The sequence below is a fragment of the Kribbella sindirgiensis genome, assembly GCF_004331435.1.
In the GTDB taxonomy this organism is placed as follows: Bacteria; Actinomycetota; Actinomycetes; order Propionibacteriales; family Kribbellaceae; genus Kribbella; species Kribbella sindirgiensis.
Window position 1 is genome coordinate 56,274 of the sequence record NZ_SJKA01000013.1, and the last position, 12,794, is coordinate 69,067.

General features: G+C 68.7%; 13 protein-coding genes. 6 read left to right on the plus strand and 7 right to left on the minus strand.

Annotated elements, in window-relative coordinates:
* Positions 1–40 precede the first annotated feature (40 nt).
* From E0H50_RS30500 to E0H50_RS30515, 4 genes are read right to left on the minus strand one after another with little or no spacing between them, the layout of a single operon-like run.
* Complete coding sequence (locus tag E0H50_RS30500; protein ID WP_131294062.1) at positions 41–862, minus strand: carbohydrate ABC transporter permease; 822 nt, start codon at positions 860–862, stop codon at positions 41–43.
* Complete coding sequence (locus E0H50_RS30505) at positions 859–1,842, minus strand: carbohydrate ABC transporter permease (RefSeq protein WP_131294064.1); 984 nt, start codon at positions 1,840–1,842, stop codon at positions 859–861. The genes E0H50_RS30500 and E0H50_RS30505 overlap by 4 nt, the downstream gene beginning before the upstream one ends.
* Entirely contained in the window at positions 1,839–3,203 is a 1,365-nt protein-coding gene (locus E0H50_RS30510; RefSeq protein WP_131294066.1) for an ABC transporter substrate-binding protein, read from the minus strand. Before E0H50_RS30510 ends, E0H50_RS30505 begins: the two co-directional genes overlap by 4 nt.
* A gap of 10 nt (positions 3,204–3,213) precedes the next feature.
* Positions 3,214–3,993 (minus strand): NAD-dependent epimerase/dehydratase family protein, encoded by a 780-nt coding sequence (locus E0H50_RS30515; RefSeq protein WP_131294068.1) that lies wholly within the window; start codon positions 3,991–3,993, stop codon positions 3,214–3,216.
* Positions 3,994–4,136: 143 nt separating this feature from the next.
* On the opposite strand from E0H50_RS30515, the gene E0H50_RS30520 reads away from it, so the two are divergent.
* Genes E0H50_RS30520 through E0H50_RS30530 form a run of 3 tightly spaced genes read left to right on the plus strand, consistent with a single transcriptional unit; the run spans position 4,137 to position 7,770 of the window.
* On the plus strand, positions 4,137–5,384 hold the full coding sequence (locus E0H50_RS30520) for an ROK family transcriptional regulator (RefSeq protein ID WP_131294070.1): 1,248 nt from the start codon (positions 4,137–4,139) through the stop codon (positions 5,382–5,384).
* The gene (dgoD, locus tag E0H50_RS30525) at positions 5,381–6,526 is read left to right on the plus strand and encodes a galactonate dehydratase (RefSeq protein ID WP_131294072.1); all 1,146 of its coding nucleotides are present in this window, start codon (positions 5,381–5,383) and stop codon (positions 6,524–6,526) included. The genes E0H50_RS30520 and dgoD overlap by 4 nt, the downstream gene beginning before the upstream one ends.
* Positions 6,520–7,770 (plus strand): glycoside hydrolase family 27 protein, encoded by a 1,251-nt coding sequence (locus tag E0H50_RS30530; protein WP_202868396.1) that lies wholly within the window; start codon positions 6,520–6,522, stop codon positions 7,768–7,770. The genes dgoD and E0H50_RS30530 overlap by 7 nt, the downstream gene beginning before the upstream one ends.
* On the opposite strand, the gene E0H50_RS30535 is transcribed toward E0H50_RS30530, so the two are convergent.
* The 3 genes from E0H50_RS30535 to E0H50_RS30545 form a co-directional block, all read right to left on the minus strand.
* Entirely contained in the window at positions 7,761–8,027 is a 267-nt protein-coding gene (locus tag E0H50_RS30535) for a hypothetical protein (protein ID WP_131294074.1), read from the minus strand. The genes E0H50_RS30530 and E0H50_RS30535 overlap by 10 nt on opposite strands.
* Positions 8,028–8,191: 164 nt before the next feature.
* Positions 8,192–8,959 carry a 3-hydroxyacyl-CoA dehydrogenase gene (locus E0H50_RS30540; RefSeq protein ID WP_131294076.1) on the minus strand — a complete coding sequence of 256 codons (768 nt, stop codon included), beginning with the start codon at positions 8,957–8,959 and terminating at the stop codon, positions 8,192–8,194.
* Positions 8,959–10,107: an acyl-CoA dehydrogenase family protein gene (locus E0H50_RS30545; protein ID WP_131294078.1), complete on the minus strand. Its 1,149-nt coding sequence runs from the start codon at positions 10,105–10,107 to the stop codon at positions 8,959–8,961. Before E0H50_RS30545 ends, E0H50_RS30540 begins: the two co-directional genes overlap by 1 nt.
* Positions 10,108–10,192: 85 nt before the next feature.
* Between E0H50_RS30545 and E0H50_RS30550 the strand changes: the two genes are divergently transcribed.
* The 3 genes from E0H50_RS30550 (at position 10,193) to E0H50_RS30560 (ending at position 12,749) form a co-directional block, all read left to right on the plus strand.
* Positions 10,193–10,777, plus strand: a complete 585-nt coding sequence (locus tag E0H50_RS30550) for a TetR/AcrR family transcriptional regulator (RefSeq protein WP_130383294.1) — start codon at positions 10,193–10,195, stop codon at positions 10,775–10,777.
* A gap of 83 nt (positions 10,778–10,860) precedes the next feature.
* Positions 10,861–11,739, plus strand: a complete 879-nt coding sequence (locus E0H50_RS30555; protein ID WP_131294080.1) for a S1 family peptidase — start codon at positions 10,861–10,863, stop codon at positions 11,737–11,739.
* Positions 11,740–11,870: 131 nt separating this feature from the next.
* On the plus strand, positions 11,871–12,749 hold the full coding sequence (locus E0H50_RS30560; protein ID WP_131294371.1) for a S1 family peptidase: 879 nt from the start codon (positions 11,871–11,873) through the stop codon (positions 12,747–12,749).
* Positions 12,750–12,794: the final 45 nt, after the last annotated feature.

The following is a 12,794-nucleotide window of genomic DNA, read 5'->3' on the forward strand; positions in this document are numbered from 1 at the left end:
GTAAGCAACAACAGGGCGCCACTGAGAATTCGTAGTCGCATCATTTGATCCCTGACGTCGAGAAGCCGCTGACGAAGCGGCGCTGCATGAAGAGGAAGAGGATCAGGACGGGGAGGACGTACATCACGGCGCCGGCGGCGACGAGGTTGTTCAGTGGCAGGCCCTTGTCGTTGACGTAGCCGGTCGCCATCGCGACGGCCAGGGTCGTGCTGTCCTGGCTGAGGAACATGGCGGGACCGACGAAGTCGCCCCAGGCGTGCGTGAAGGAGAGGATCACGCTGGCCGCGATCACCGGCCAGGACTGAGGCAGGAAGATCCGCCAGAAGATCCCGACGTACCCGCAGCCGTCGATGATCGCGGCCTCCTCCATCTCTCGCGGGATGCCCGCGAAGAACTGCCGGAACAGGAAGATCAGGAACGCGCTGCCGCCCAGCCCCCAGGCGACCCACGGCCAGTAGGTGTTGACCATGTGCAGCTTCGCGAAGATCAGGTACGTCGGAACCAGCGTCACGATCCCCGGCAGCATCATCGTCGCGAGCAGCACGACGAACAGCTGTTTCTTCCCGGGTGCCGTCAGCCGGGCGAACCCGAATCCGACCCATGCCGAGCTCAGCGTGGTCAGCGTCGTACTGATGAACGCGATGGTCAGCGAGTTCTGGGCGGCGCCGAGGAAGTTCACCTGGCTGATCGCGTCGGTGTAGTTCGCGAGCCGGGGCGCCTGCGGCCACCAGCTCGGCGGGAACGACGCCATCTCCGCCGGTGACTTCAGCGAGGTCGACACCAGCCAGAGGATCGGGCTGAGCATCGTCAGGACGACGGCCAGCAGCACGATGTAGAGCGCCCACCGGTAGGTCCGCGTCATTTCGACCCCTCCGGCTCGACGGTGTAGAAGACGGTCCGGGCGCTGACCTTGATGATCAGCAGGGTGACGAGCAGGATCACCGCGAACAGCAGCCACAGCATCGCCGACGCGTAGCCGAAGCGGGACGCGCTGAAGTACTGCGCGAACACATGGATCATGTACAAGTAGTTGCCCTGAGGCACCGCCCCGGCACCGCTCAGCGAGCCCGACGACAACAGCAGCGGCGCGAACGACTGCAGCGAGCCGATCATGCCGGTGATCACCTGGAACAGGATCACCGGTGACAGCAGCGGGACGGTGATCCTGGTGAACGACTGCCAGTACGACGCCCCGTCGACCTGCGCCGCCTCGAGCAGCTCCCGGGGGATGTCCTGCAACCCCGCCAGCGAGATGATCATCGATCCGCCGCAACCCCACAGCACCAGGGCGTACAGCACGTAGCGGGCGTTCGGATCCACGAGCCAGGTGATCGGGTTCGCGCCGAGGGTGCTCAGGATGCCGTTCGCCGCACCGGCGTCGCGGTCGAAGATCAGCCGGAACGTCAGCGCCGCCCCGACCGGCGGGACCACGGCCGGCAGATAGATCAGCGCCCGGAACAACCCGCGCGCCCGGATCGGCTGGTTCACCATCACCGCCAGCAACAGCCCGGCGAGGATCGACAACGGCACGGTGACGAGCGCGAACATGCCGGTCTTGGCGAGCGAACTCAGGGTCAGCGGGTCGTGGAAGATGTCGATGTAGTTCTGGAAGCCGACGAAATGCGTCCTCGGCGACAGGCCGTCGGAGTCCGTCAAGCTGAGCCAGAACGCGTACCCGAGGGGGAAGACGGTCAGGCCGACGAACCCGAGGACCCACGGCGCGACGAACAGGTAGAAGGTGCGCGCCTTGCGCAGTGTCGGCGGCTTCTTCTTCCGGTCCGGGCGTTCCACCGCGGCCTCCGCGACGGTGGAACGCCGTACGTCGGTCAGTGCGGAGCTCACCGCAACCGCTTCTTTCCGTCCGCGAGCTGCGCGTTGATCTGCGAGTTCAGCGTGTCGGCGAACTGGCCGGCCGTCATCGTGCCCTTGATGGCCTTCGGCAACTCACGGGTGATGATCGCGTTGATCGCGTCCTGCCGGACATACGGCGTGAACGACGTCACCGAGAAGTGCTGCTGCTCCGCCATCTGCACCTCGTAGGCCTGCTTCTGGTACGGCAGCTTCTGCGGCATCAGCTTCTGCAGCGACTTGAGCGGCGGAATGCCCCAGCCGCCGGTCGCCCGCGCCTTCGCGGGGTCGCCGGCGAGGAACCACTCCATCACCGCCCAGGCGGCGTCCTTGTTCTTGCTCGCCTTGGGCATCCACAGGCCGGTCGCGCCGAAGCACGGGCTGACGCGCCGGCTGGTGTCGAACTGCGGCGCCGGCGCGAACCCCGCGACCTTGGCGGACTTGGGGTCGCCGGCGAACAGACCGCCGAGCCAGTAGCCGCTGAGCGTGGTCGCCATCCGGCCGGCCTGGAACGTCGGTCCGTCCCAGCCGTTCGGGTCGGGGTTGAGCACCGTCGGCCCGATCCCCGCCTTCGCGTAGTCCAGATACCAGGTGAGTGCACGCTGCGCCTCCGAGCTGCTGAAGTCGACAGAGGCCAGGTCGTCGGACGTCAGCTTCCCGCCGGCCAGATCGGTCAGCCAGGTCAGCTGCGTGAACAGACCGAGTCCGTTCGGGTTGAGACCGTAGACGCTCACCTTGGCGCCTTGCCGCTTCACCAGTCGCTTGCCCTCGTCGAGCAGGTCGTCGAGCAGCAGAGGCGTCGTCGCACTCGGATGGGTCACCTTGGACGCGTCGTACAGCGCGCTGTTGAACCAGAGCGTGCAGTCCTGCGAGTAGTCCTTCGCGAACCCGTACCGCGGACCGCTGCCCTGCTTCTCACCGTCGTACCGCCAGAGGTCGTTGACGGGGTCGATGTCGTCGGCCTTGATCAGCGTGCTCTTCGCGAAGTACGGGTCCAGGTTCTCCGCGACCTGCCTGGCCACCAGGTACGGCGTGTCCGTCGCGCCCATGCCCCGGACCACGTCCGGCGGGTTGCCGCTGGCAAGCATCGCGGTCAGCTTGGTCAGGTCGTACTCGACGGTCTTCACGGTCACGCCGAGCGCCTGGGACGCCGCCTTGGCCTCCTTCGGGCCGAACTCGCCCGACTGCGACATGACAGTCACGGTGCCCTTGGCGGCCGAGCCGGTGCCAGGAGCGGCGGCCGGGGTGTTCGTGGAGGACGCGGGTGAGCAGCCCACCGCCAGCGCACCACCGGCGGCCGCGCCGCCGAGCGCCAGGAACCGGCGGCGGGAGAGCCCTGTGTTCGTTGTGGTCATGGCCAGCCTCTCAATCGGATGTCTCTGGGTCGAACAGCCGGCAGACCGGGCCGGAGGAGGGGCCGGCCCGGTCCGCCAGGGCTTCGCTGTCGTCTTCGGGTCGGTAGCCCAGCTGGTGCCGGGCGGAGGTGATGTCCCAGTAGTTGCGGGTGTTCGCGGACACGCCGAAGTGCACGCCGTACCGCTCACGCGCCTGCAGGGCGGCGAGGACCAGCCGGCCGGCGTCGTCGTCGGAGAGCCATTGCCCGAGGTAGCGGCGTTCGGACGGCGGCCACCCGGTCAGCCCGAGACGCAGGCAGGTGACGGACGCACCGGTGCGCTCAGCATGCGTCCGGCCGAGCGCCTCCAGGACGACCTTGCCCAGCCCGTACGGGCAGCAGGGGCGCGGGTCGAGCCGTGGATCGACAGGCCGGTACTGCGGGCGGTTGTACTCACCCAGCGCGTGCAGCGAACTGGCCAGCACCAGCTTCGGTACGGCGTGCGCCGCGGCCGCCTCGAGTACTACCTGAGTCGTCCATACGTTGGCGGCGTACACGCTGTCCCAGGTCTGCCAGGGGCTGCTGTTCCCCGCCAGGTGCAGGACCGCGTCCGCTCCGGCCAGCGCGTCACGGGCCTCCTCGGGATCGCCCAGGTCGGCCTGCACCAGCCCCGCGGTGCGCTGCGCCGGGACGGCACTGTCGATCAGCCGCACCCGGTAGTGCTTGCGCATCCACGGCAGTACCACCGTGGCGACGCGCCCCAGTCCGCCGGTCACCACCACCAGCGGCGCGTTGCTCAGCTCAGCGTCCATGTCGTTCGTCCGGTCGCCGGGCCCGGGGCGATCCCCGAGCTGTGGCAGGAATTGTTCGAGCACTTCGCCGTTTGTGTCAAGAGTGTGAACGCAGGTTGTCAGTTTTGTTGACGACGGTTCGGAGTTCGTCAATACTTTTCGTCGTGGCTGCCAAGGACACCGGATCTCTGCGAGCGCTGCGGCGCACCAACTCCGAACGGATGCTGTCCGCGCTGATGGAGCACGGAGCACTGCACCGGGCGGAGCTGGCGCGGATCTGCGGCGTGTCCCGGACGACGGTGTCGACGATCGTGGCCGACCTGATCACCGGCGGCGTGGTGATCGAAGTGGTCGGCGAACAGGTCGCCCGCGCCGGGATCGACGCGTCCGAGGTCGACGGACGGGCACGCGGTTTCCTGCGGGCCAACCCCTCGGCCGGCGCGGCCGCGGGTCTCGACTTCACGCTCGAGCGCGTGTGGTGCCACCTCGCCGACCTCTCCGGCGGGACGCTGGCCAGCGACGGGGTCCGCGTGGGCCGGGACACCCCATGGCAGGAGCGGCTCGCGGCCGGGCTCGCGCTGCTCGACGACCTCCTGGAGCAGACCGGTCGCGGCCGCGGCAACCTGGTCGGTGTCGCGATCGGCGTACCTGGTCCGATCGACCTGCAGACCGGTGTGGTCGGTCCGTCGCTCCCGGGGCAGGCCTGGGCCGGGGTGAACGTCGCGGCGGAGTTCGGCCGGCGGATCGACGTACCGGTGCTGGTGGAGAACAACACGCGGCTGGAGGCGGTCGCCGAGTTCACCTGGGGCGCGGGGCGGGATGTCCGCGACGTGCTGTATCTCGGGTTGTCGACCGGGATCGGGTCCGGGCTGCTTGTCGACGGCAACCTGCACCATGGCGGCGCGCGCGGTGGCGGCGGCGAGATCGGCCACCTGTCCGCCGACTCGAACGGTGAGCCCTGTCCGTGCGGGAATCGCGGCTGCCTGGTGCAGTACGCGTCACTGCAGGCCGTCCTCGCGGCTCTCGCGCCGGTGCTCGGTGCGGACGCCGGCCTCGACGAGCTGCTGGCAGCCGCCGCCGACGGTCAGCCGGACACGTTGCGGGTGCTGCGTGACGCCGGTGAGCTGACCGGGCGGGTGCTCGCGAACATCTGCAACCTGCTGAACCCGGAGCGCATCATCGTCGGCGGCGAGCTCGCGCGCGCGGGCGACCTGATCCTGGACCCGATCCGCGCCACCCTGCGCCGTACGGCGATGTCACTGACCCGCGACGTCGACGTGGTCGCGGCCGAGCTCGACCTCGGCGCCCGCGCCGGCGCGTCCGGTGCCGCAGCCCTGGTGCTCCGCCAGACCGACCAACTGGTCGCCGCACTCCTGTCCGCTCCAGACCGGCAACCGAATGAGGCAGTGTGAAGATCGTCGGATACGAGACGTTTCTGGTGGCGCCGCGGTGGCAGTTCCTGCGGATCGACACCGACGAAGGGATCAGCGGCTGGGGTGAGCCGATCGTCGAGGGACGGGCCGAGGCCGTCCAGGGCGCGGTCGCGGCCCTGATGGAGTACCTGGTCGGCGCGGATCCGTTGCGGATCGAGGAGCACTGGCAGGTGATGGCGAAGGGCGGCTTCTACCGCGGCGGTCCGGTGCTGTCGAGTGCGCTGGCCGGGATCGATCAGGCGCTCTGGGACATCAAGGGGCGCTACCACGAGGTCCCGGTGCACGAGCTGCTCGGCGGGCCGGTCCGGGAGCGGGCGCGTGTCTACACCTGGGTCCACGGGCGCGACAACGCGCAGCTCGTCGACGAGGCCCAAGCCAAGGTGGAGAAAGGCTTCACGGCACTCAAGCTCAACCTGTCCGAGGCGCTGCCGCCGATCCCTTCAGCCGCTCAGCTCCGCGCCTCGGTGAGCCGGGTCGAGGCGCTGCGCGACGCACTCGGCGACGGGGTGGACATCGCGCTCGATTTCCACGGCCGGTTCAGTACGGCGGCGACGCGGCAGATCCTGCCGTTGCTCGAGCCGCTGCTGCCGATGTTCGTCGAGGAGCCGGTGCTGCCCGAGTTCGCCCGCGACCTGCGCCGGATCACCGAATCGACCAGCATCCCGATCGCCACCGGCGAGCGGCTGTTCTCCCGCTGGGACTTCCGGGACGTGCTGACCACCGGCATCGCGGTCGCGCAGCCGGACATCTCGCACGCCGGCGGCATCTCCGAGGTACGCCGGATCGCCGCGATGGCCGAGGCGTACGACGTGAGCGTCGCGCCGCACTGCCCGCTCGGGCCGATCACGCTGGCCGCGAGCCTGCAGCTCGACTTCGCGATCCCGAACTTCCTGATCCAGGAGCAGAGCCTCGGCATCGAGTACGGCGGCGGCAACGCGCTGCTCGACTACCTGGTGGATCCGGACGTGTTCGCCTTCACCGACGGGCATGTGCAACGCCCGACGGGTCCCGGCCTGGGCATCCAGGTCGACGAGGACGTCGTACGGGCCGCGGCCGCGGAGCCGCACCGCTGGCGCTCGCCCGTGCTGCGGCACGACGACGGTTCCTTCGCGGAATGGTGAGCGCGCCGACCCCGCCGATGGGGTGGAACAGCTGGGACTGCTTCGGTACGACGGTCACCGAAGCCGAGGTGCTGGCGAACGCGCAGGTGATGCACGACCAGTTGCTGCCGTTCGGGTGGGACACCGTGGTCGTGGACATCGCCTGGTACGACCCGACCGCCCGATCCCACGGCTACAACGAGAACGCGCCGGTCGTCCTGGACGACTACGGCCGCCAACTGCCGGCGCCGCTGCGGTTCCCCTCCTCCGCGAGCGGCGCCGGCTTCAAGCCGTTGGCCGCGAAGGTGCACGCGCTCGGGCTGAAGTTCGGGCTGCACATCATGCGCGGCATCCCGCGACGGGCGGTCGAGCTCGATCTGCCGGTGTACGGGACGGAGTGGACGGCACGGGAGATCGCGGACCCCGATCACGTCTGCGCGTGGAACCCGGACAATCTCGGGCTGAACCACGACCATCCCGGCGCGCAGGCGTACTACGACGCGCAGGTCGCGCAGTTCGCCGAGTGGGGTGTGGACTTCGTGAAGGCGGACGACATGCTCGCGCCGTACCACGATCGCGAAATCGCGGCGTACGCGCAGGCGATCGCGCGGAGCGGGCGGGACATCGTGCTGTCCTTGTCACCCGGCACGCACCTGTCGACGCATCACGTCGAGCATCTGCGGGCGAACGCGCAGCTGTGGCGGATCTCCGACGACCTGTGGGACCGCTGGGAGGACGTGCACGCGCAGTTCGCGCGACTGGCCCGGTGGGCGCCGTTCCAGCAGGCCGGCGGCTGGGCGGACGCGGACATGCTGCCACTCGGCCACATCGGCATCCGCGCCGAACGCGGCGACGACCGCGACAGCCGCCTCACCGGCGACGAGCAGAAGACGCTGCTCACGCTGTGGGTGATGGGCCGCTCGCCGCTGATGATGGGCGGCGACCTCCCGACCACGTCCCCGGAAACCCTTGCCCTGCTGAAGAATCCGGCGCTGGCCGAGGTTCTGCGATCGTCGTACGACGGCCGGGAGATCGTCCGCGAGCCGCTGGACGACGGCGAGCTGATCGTCTGGACCGCCCAAGGCGACAACTGCTCCTATGCAGCGCTGTTCTGGACCGGCGGCGCGGCCCGAGAGGTTCAGCTTCCCGCCGATCTGCCCGCACCGACCCGCGACCTGTGGACAGGCACGCAGACAACCGTGCGCGAGTACACCATCCCCGCGCACGGCGTCTGCTGGCTCGAACTCAGCTCACGCTACTTGTAGACAACCCAGAGCTCGTAGTCGTCACCCGGGAAGGCCGAGCCGTCGACACACTTGTACTTGGTCCACTTGGTGCCGGCGGCACCCGCCGCGTGGCAGTCCGACTGCCAGAAGAAGTCACCGACGTACTCCCAGTTGTCGGCGGCAACAGCCGTCGCCCCCACCGGCACCTCAACCGCCTGAGCCGCCGGCACCGCCAGCCCACCCGCCGCGATCGCCCCACCGGCCAGAACACTGTAGAAAACCCTACGAATATTCATGATCCACACCCTCCATTGGTTGAACCGAACACTCCGAGAGTGCCGGTGGAACCGCGACGCCACACCTCGTTTCGGGCAATCCCGAAAGGGCCGGAGGACTACTGGACGGGGGCCAGAAGCAACTATCTGGGAATCGACAGATCACTCAGTTCCTGAGCAGCGGATCAGCGGGGTGGCATGCGGAGGGCGCCGTCGAGGCGGATTACTTCGCCGTTGAGGAGTTGGTTGTCGAGGATGTGGCGGACCAGGGCGGCGTACTCGGAGGGTTTGCCGAGGCGGGAGGGGTGGGGGACCTGCTGTTCCAGGACGGTGCGGGTTTCTTCGGGGAGGCCGGCGAGCATGGGGGTTTCCATGGTGCCGGGGGCGATGGTGACGACCCGGATGCCCTTGTCGGCGAGGTCGCGGGCGGCGGTCAGGGTGAGGGCGACGATGCCGCCCTTGCTGGAGGCGTACGCCGCCTGTCCGACCTGACCGTCGTACGCCGCGATCGACGCGGTCATGACCACGACGCCGCGATCGCCGTCCGGGCACGGTTCGGAGGCGAACATCCGCTCGGCGGCCAGCCGGAGCACGTTGAAGGTGCCGATCAGGTTGATCTCGATCACCTGCCGGAACGTTGCCAGCGGCAACGGGCCCTTCCGTCCGACGACCCGGCCGGGTGTCGCGACTCCGGCACAGTTCACGACGACCCGCAACGTGCCCAATCCGGAGGCCGCGTCGAGAGCGGCGGTCACCGCGGTCTCGTCGGTGACATCGGTCGGCGCGAACACGACGCGGTCACCCAACTCGTCCGCGACCGCCTTCCCCGCGGACGACGGCAGGTCGACGATCACCACCCCGAGCCCGTCCGCCGCAAGGCGCCGTACGGTCGCCTCTCCGAGCCCGGAACCACCACCGGTGACCAGGGCGACGTCGGACGGGCTGAACTCCATCAAATGCTCCTCAACACGTCGCGGCTGATCACGAGCCGCTGGATCTGGTTCGTACCTTCGAAGATCTGGGTCACCTTGGCCTCGCGCATGTACCGCTCGGCCGGGAACTCCCGGGTGTAACCGTACCCACCGAGCACCTGGACGGCGTCGGTGGTGACCTTCATCGCCGCGTCCGTGCAGACCAGCTTCGCGATCGCGGCCTCCCGGACGAACGTCCGGCCCAGGTCGCGGCGGCGCGCGGCGTGCAGGTACGTCGCCCGCCCGGACTCGACCGCGGCGGCCATGTCGGCGAGCAGGAACTGGATGCCCTGGAAGTCGGCGATCGACTGCCCGAACTGCTGCCGCTCCTTCGCGTACGCCGTGGCGAGGTCGAGCGCCGCCTGGGCCAGGCCGACCGCACAGGCCGCGATCCCGAGCCGGCCGGAGTCGAGCGCGGACAACGCGATCCGCATCCCTTCGCCCTCGGCGCCGATCAGGTTGCCGGCCGGGATCCGTACGTCGTCGTAGTTGACGAGCGTGGTCGTCGACCCGGTGAGGCCCATCTTCCGCTCGGGCGCACCGAAGCTCAGGCCGTCCAGCCCAGCCGGCACGTGGAACGCGGAGATGCCGTGCTTCGGGTCGTCCGAGGTCCGGGCGAAGGTGGTGAAGAAGTCGGCGTGCGGACCGTGGCTGATCCACGCCTTGGTTCCGTTCAGCACATAGGAGTCACCGGAACGGACCGCGCGGGTCGTCATCGAGCTGATGTCGGAGCCGGCCTGCGGCTCGGACAGCGCGTACGCACCGAGCTGCTCGCCGCCGATCATGTCCGGCAGCAGCCGGTCGCGCTGCTCCTCGGTCCCGAACGTCGCCATGGCGTAGCTGGTCATGGTGTGCACCGAGACGCCGACTCCCACCGACATCCAGGCGGCGGCGATCTCCTCGAGCATCTGCAGGTACACCTCGTACGGCTGGTCGGCCCCGCCGTACTGCTCCGGATAAGGCAGGCCGAGCAGGCCCGCCTTCCCCAGGGTCCGGAACGCGTCCCGCGGGAAGGTCTCGCTCTCCTCCGCCTGCGCGGCGTGCGGCGCGAACTCGTGCTCGCACAGGTCGCGGACCAGGGCGAGCAGGTCAATGGATTCGTCAGTAGGCAGGAGACGATCGACAGCCATCAGGCACCTCTCTCAACGGCTGACGAAATGATACTAGGAACGATACTGAAGCACGCAACTCAGTATCGTTCTATGCTGTCTCGATATGACAACAGTCGTTCCGGGGCGGCGGACCCGCCGGCAGTCCGAGCTGCTCGACCGACTCCTGTCCCTGTTCCTCGAGCAGGGGTTCAGCCGGTTCACCCTGGACGACCTCGCGGCGGAGCTGCGCTGCAGCAAAACCACCCTGTACGCGCTGGCGCCGAGCAAGGAGCAGCTCGCCGTCGAGGTGGTGAAGCACTACTTCAAGAACGCCACCGCGCAGGTGGAATCCGCGGTGGCCCGGCAGACCCGGCACGACCGGCGGATCGCGGCGTACCTGAACGCGGTCGCGGACGCGCTCCGGCCGGCCAGCCGGACCTTCCTCGACGACGTGGCGACGTTCGCGCCGGCCCGGTCCGTGTACGAGCGGAACACCCGGATCGCCGCCGAGCGGGTCCGGACGCTGATCGAGGACGGCATCAACAACAAGATGTTCCGGCAGGTCGACATCGCGTTCGCGGCCGAGATGATCGCGCACACCATGCAGGCGATCCAGCGTGGCGACATCGCCCGGCGTACCGGTCTGAACGACGCCGAGGCCTACCGCGAACTGGCATCCTTCGTCCTGCACTCCCTGCGGCTCGACTGAACCACCCGGACCTCTAAGGTTAGGCACCGTCCTCTTGCTGCCATACCGCGCATCAGCGCCGTACGCCCCGGAAGGCTGATCATATGAAGACTCTCCGACGAACTGCGGCCATGGTGGCGGCCGCCGCTCTCGCCCTGACCGCCGCTGTGCCGGCCGGGGCCGATCCGGTGAAGCCGCCCCGCCTGTCCGCCAAGGCGATCACCGCGACGCTGAACGACCAGATCCACACCCCTGGTACGGCGTGGATGACGCAGCCGGACGGCACCGTGCTGGTGTCGTACGACCCCACGGTCACCGGCACGAAGCTGAGCAAGCTGACCGGCCTGACCAAGCAGCTCGGGTCGAACGTCAAGCTCGAGAAGCTGCCCGGCAAGCTGCAGAAGTACATCAGCGGCGGCATGGCGACGTACGGCGGCGACTTCAAGTGCAGCGTCGGCTTCAACGTGCAGCGACGCGGCAAGTACTACTTCCTCACGGCCGGTCACTGCGGCGTCGACGCGGCCCGCTGGTACCAGGACGCGGCCCACAAGGTGTTCACCGGCGCGGTCCACCACGCCAGCTACCCGTGGAACGACTACGCCCTGGTCGTGTACCGCACCGACATCCCGCTGAAGGTGCCGGGCGGCAGCGTGTACCTGTACAACGGGCGCTCGCAGGACATCACCCGCGCGATGAACCCGGGCCTCAACCAGCTGGTCTACCGCTCCGGCGCGACCAGCGGCCTGCACAGCGGCCGCGTGACCGGGCTGAACTCGGTCGTCAACTACGGCGACGGGCGGGTGGCCGGCCTGATCCGCACCAGCGTGTGCGCGGAGCCGGGCGACTCGGGCGGCCCGCTGTTCTACCGGCAGTGGGCGTTCGGCCTGACGTCGGGTGGTTCGGGCGACTGCACCTCGGGCGGCGTGACCTACTTCCAGCCGGTCGTGGAAGCCCTCAACGCGTACGGGGTCTCCGTCTACTAGGCGCAGGTTTCCCCTACTCTCCGAATTTGTTTGAATACTCACGGAGAGAGTGGGTAGGACTCGTCACGGTTGAAGTCAAGGACGCCCCGCCCCGAAGGCGTCCTCATCGTGAGGAGGCTGAAACCGTGAACATGTCCCCATTCCGTCGTACCACCGCACTCCTGGCCGCGGCCGGGCTTGCCGCCGCCGGACTTCTGGCAACGCAGGCCTCGGCCGCACCGGTCAATCCGTCCACCCTGTCCGCGGCCGCGATCACGTCCACGTTGAGCAAGGACGCGACGATCCCGGGTACGGCGTGGCAGACCGACCCCGACGGCCGGATCATCGTGTCGTACGACGACACGGTCACCGGCACGAAGCTGGCGAAACTGACCGGTGTCACGAAGCAGTTCGGCGACCGGATCAAGCTCGAGAAGATGTCCGGCAAGCTGACGAAGTTCATCCGTGGCGGCGACGCCATCTACAGCGGTCAGTACCGCTGCTCGCTGGGCTTCAACGTCCGTAGCGGCAGCACGTACTACTTCCTGACCGCCGGTCACTGCACCAACATCGGTTCCAGCTGGTACGCCAACTCGGCCAAGACCACGCTGCTCGGCACGCGCTACGGGACGAGCTTCCCGGGCAACGACTACGGGATCGTGAAGTACGCCTCGACGTACACGAACCACCCGGGCAGCGTGAACCTCTACAACGGCTCGACGCAGGACATCACGTCCGCCGGCAACGCCTCGGTGGGGCAGGCGGTCAAGCGCAGTGGTAGCACGACCGGTGTGCACAGTGGCTCGGTCACCGCGACGAACGCCACGGTGAACTACGCCGAAGGCACCGTCACCGGCCTGATCCGCACCAACGTCTGCGCGGAGGGCGGCGACTCCGGCGGCGCGCTGTTCGCCGGCTCGGTGGCCCTCGGCCTCACCTCCGGCGGCTCCGGCAACTGCTCCTCCGGCGGCACCACCTACTTCCAGCCCGTCACCGAAGTACTCTCCCGCTACGGCGTGAGCGTCTACTGATCCACAGACTGCGCCCCGGGCCGAGGGTCCGGGGCGCAGTCACGC

What these genes read in the sequence shown, in the direction of transcription:
- E0H50_RS30500 (WP_131294062.1), bottom strand. Translation starts at nt 862, where the DNA reads ATGACGCGGACCTACCGGTGGGCGCTCTACATCGTGCTGCTGGCCGTC.
- E0H50_RS30515 (WP_131294068.1), bottom strand. Translation starts at nt 3,993, where the DNA reads ATGGACGCTGAGCTGAGCAACGCGCCGCTGGTGGTGGTGACCGGCGGA.
- E0H50_RS30560 (WP_131294371.1), top strand. Translation starts at nt 11,871, where the DNA reads ATGTCCCCATTCCGTCGTACCACCGCACTCCTGGCCGCGGCCGGGCTT.
- E0H50_RS30550 (WP_130383294.1), top strand. Translation starts at nt 10,193, where the DNA reads ATGACAACAGTCGTTCCGGGGCGGCGGACCCGCCGGCAGTCCGAGCTG.
- E0H50_RS30530 (WP_202868396.1), top strand. Translation starts at nt 6,520, where the DNA reads ATGGTGAGCGCGCCGACCCCGCCGATGGGGTGGAACAGCTGGGACTGC.
- E0H50_RS30555 (WP_131294080.1), top strand. Translation starts at nt 10,861, where the DNA reads ATGAAGACTCTCCGACGAACTGCGGCCATGGTGGCGGCCGCCGCTCTC.
- E0H50_RS30540 (WP_131294076.1), bottom strand. Translation starts at nt 8,959, where the DNA reads ATGGAGTTCAGCCCGTCCGACGTCGCCCTGGTCACCGGTGGTGGTTCC.
- E0H50_RS30535 (WP_131294074.1), bottom strand. Translation starts at nt 8,027, where the DNA reads ATGAATATTCGTAGGGTTTTCTACAGTGTTCTGGCCGGTGGGGCGATC.
- E0H50_RS30510 (WP_131294066.1), bottom strand. Translation starts at nt 3,203, where the DNA reads ATGACCACAACGAACACAGGGCTCTCCCGCCGCCGGTTCCTGGCGCTC.
- E0H50_RS30545 (WP_131294078.1), bottom strand. Translation starts at nt 10,107, where the DNA reads ATGGCTGTCGATCGTCTCCTGCCTACTGACGAATCCATTGACCTGCTC.